Raw genomic sequence first — 2,319 nt, 5'->3', positions numbered from 1 at the left:
TTAATCTATAATATGCTACTAAAATACCTAATCCTATAGCTGATTCTGCTCCAGCTATAGCTATTATATATATAGAAAAAGTTTGACCTAATACATCATCAAAGCTTAATGAACTTATTAATATTAGGAATGTAATAGATAAAAGCATTATTTCTATTGAAATAAGCATTAAAATTATATTTTTTCTGTTTAAAACGAAACCCAATATTCCAATCAAAAACAGGATTAGTGAAAAACTCATTTAATATTTTAGATTAAATTATGAAATTGTATAATAAAAAAAAATTTTTTGAATTATTATTAAGTTAAATTAGTTGGTTTTCATTTATTTAAACTGATAAATTCTATCGTAAAACTTAAAAATTAACTAAATATTATTAATTACTTTTTTATATAAATGTACAATAGTAAAAATTTTGCTAAAGATGTTTGCTATTGACATTGAACTATAAAATACTCAAAATATAAGACTATTGGCCATAAAAATACTTCTATCATAAAATTGAGGTACATTATATGTTATTAACATATATTATAATAATTATAAAACTATTAACGTTTTATTTAATTAAGTTAAAAAATAAGAAGATATTTCAATTAATTGATTATAATTAGCGTTTATTAGCCTAGTTGCTATTGTTTCATTAATAATAGTATTTATACGTGTCGTGCTCCCTCCGCATTGAACTAAATATATACCCACTATACTTTTTCTTACCATAAGGTGAGTTTCGCCTAGAATTTTTTTATACCTATTACTTACATACGGAATTATACGCCTTTTATGACTATGTATAATAATTATACAGTAATTTATACATAATAAATATTGTATAAAAAGAAAAATGCATAGTAAGAAAAAATATAGAGGTACATATTTAACAATCTATTTTAAAAATTTGTTAACAGCTATATCTAATAAAATAAAAGGATTTTTATTAAACTTTTAAAATATTTATTTTATCTAACTATTTATATAGACTAATTGTTTTCAATTTTTTAGTTGAATATTATTTCCTTGTCTACTATCTATTTTTAATGCATTTTTTCCTAATTCAAATACAAAACCTAGAGTTAATATAAAGAAAAATACCAACATAATAATTAAACCATAAATACCATTAGTATATGCACTAACTATATAAGGATATACTAATAATATTTCTAGATCAAATAGTAAAAATAAAAGTGCGAAAATAAAGAACGATATACTAAATTGAGTTCTATTTTGTCCCAAAAATGAATGAAATCCACATTCAAAAGCACTATTCTTTTCTTGATAAGGGTTATGTGGTGATAATAATATATTTAAACCTAATAATATTAATGCTAATATTGGTATGAATATAAAGAAAAAAGTTAAACTTGTCATTATTATATTTATTCGTATATTTAAAGTAAAAACTGTTGTAAATATGTTTATTATGATTAAGCAAAAAAAATTTTTTTTTTTGCCTACTGAAAACCCTCCTCCTCCCTCTACTCACCACTTAGTACTATAACCACAGATCATTTGTTAAAATATATTTATATTAAACTAACTGCTTAATTAAATAGATTTTTTACTTTCACTAAGACTTAAATCTATTAAACTATTTTCTAATAAAGTTACAAAAGGAACTATAATTATAAAGTGTGCAAAATATAAAACAGTAGAAATTTGTCCAAATTCTATAAATGGAGATTCAACGTGTTTTGCCCCTAATTGCATTAATATTAAAAAATTTGCTACAAATATAAAGAATGCTATTTTACTTAAAGGTCTGAATTGGTTACCTCTTAATTTTGATAAATCTGTAAAAGGCATTATTAATAATGCTAAAATTGCAGCAAACATTGCTATAACACCTAATAATTTGTTAGGTATAGATCTTAATATTGCATAGAATGGTAAAAGATATCATTCTGGAACAATAGCTGGAGGTGTTTGCATAGGATTAGCCATAACATAATTTTCACTATCACCTAAAACATTAGGCATGAAAAATACAAAAATAGATAATACTATTATAAATAAGAATATTGTAATTAAATCTTTAAATATATAATAAGGATGGAAAGGTAATCTATCATAATTACCTGAAACACCTAAAGGATTACTTGAACCACTAGAATCATGTAAAGCTATTAAATGCATTAAAGCTAAAGCAGCTAATACAAAAGGTAATACAAAATGTAATGCAAAAAATCTATTTAATGTTGCATTATTAACAGAAAACCCTCCTCATATAAATTGCACTATATCTTGTCCTATTCATGGTATTGCACTCATTAAATTAGTTATAACTGTTGCACCTCATAAAGACATTTGACCATAAG

At 22.9% G+C, this 2,319-nt stretch carries 2 protein-coding genes and 2 pseudogenes; all 4 read right to left on the bottom strand.

Translation table 11 applies throughout. The features are described 5' to 3' along the window. A partial coding sequence (gene nuoK, locus ACYVEA_RS34340; RefSeq protein ID WP_461117891.1) for an NADH-quinone oxidoreductase subunit NuoK occupies positions 1-241 on the bottom strand: 241 nt, incomplete at its 3' end. Between the two features lie 750 nt (positions 242-991). After that, on the bottom strand, positions 992-1,372 hold the full coding sequence (locus tag ACYVEA_RS34335; protein WP_461117890.1) for an NADH-quinone oxidoreductase subunit A: 381 nt from the start codon (positions 1,370-1,372) through the stop codon (positions 992-994). Between the two features lie 177 nt (positions 1,373-1,549). Next, positions 1,550-1,888 (bottom strand): annotated as a pseudogene (locus tag ACYVEA_RS34330) (hypothetical protein); the annotation flags it as partial. A gap of 12 nt (positions 1,889-1,900) precedes the next feature. After that, a pseudogene (locus ACYVEA_RS34325) lies at positions 1,901-2,212 on the bottom strand (cytochrome b N-terminal domain-containing protein); the annotation flags it as partial. Between the last annotated feature and the right edge of the window lie 107 nt (positions 2,213-2,319).

The sequence above is a fragment of the Spirosoma jeollabukense genome (genome assembly GCF_054777855.1).
Note: the sequence above shows the minus strand (reverse complement) of the source record. Positions and strands in the feature narration are given on the sequence as shown.

Excerpts from the sequence above, each read along its gene's own strand:
- ACYVEA_RS34335 (WP_461117890.1), bottom strand. The coding sequence starts at position 1,372 with ATGACAAGTTTAACTTTTTTCTTTATATTCATACCAATATTAGCATTA.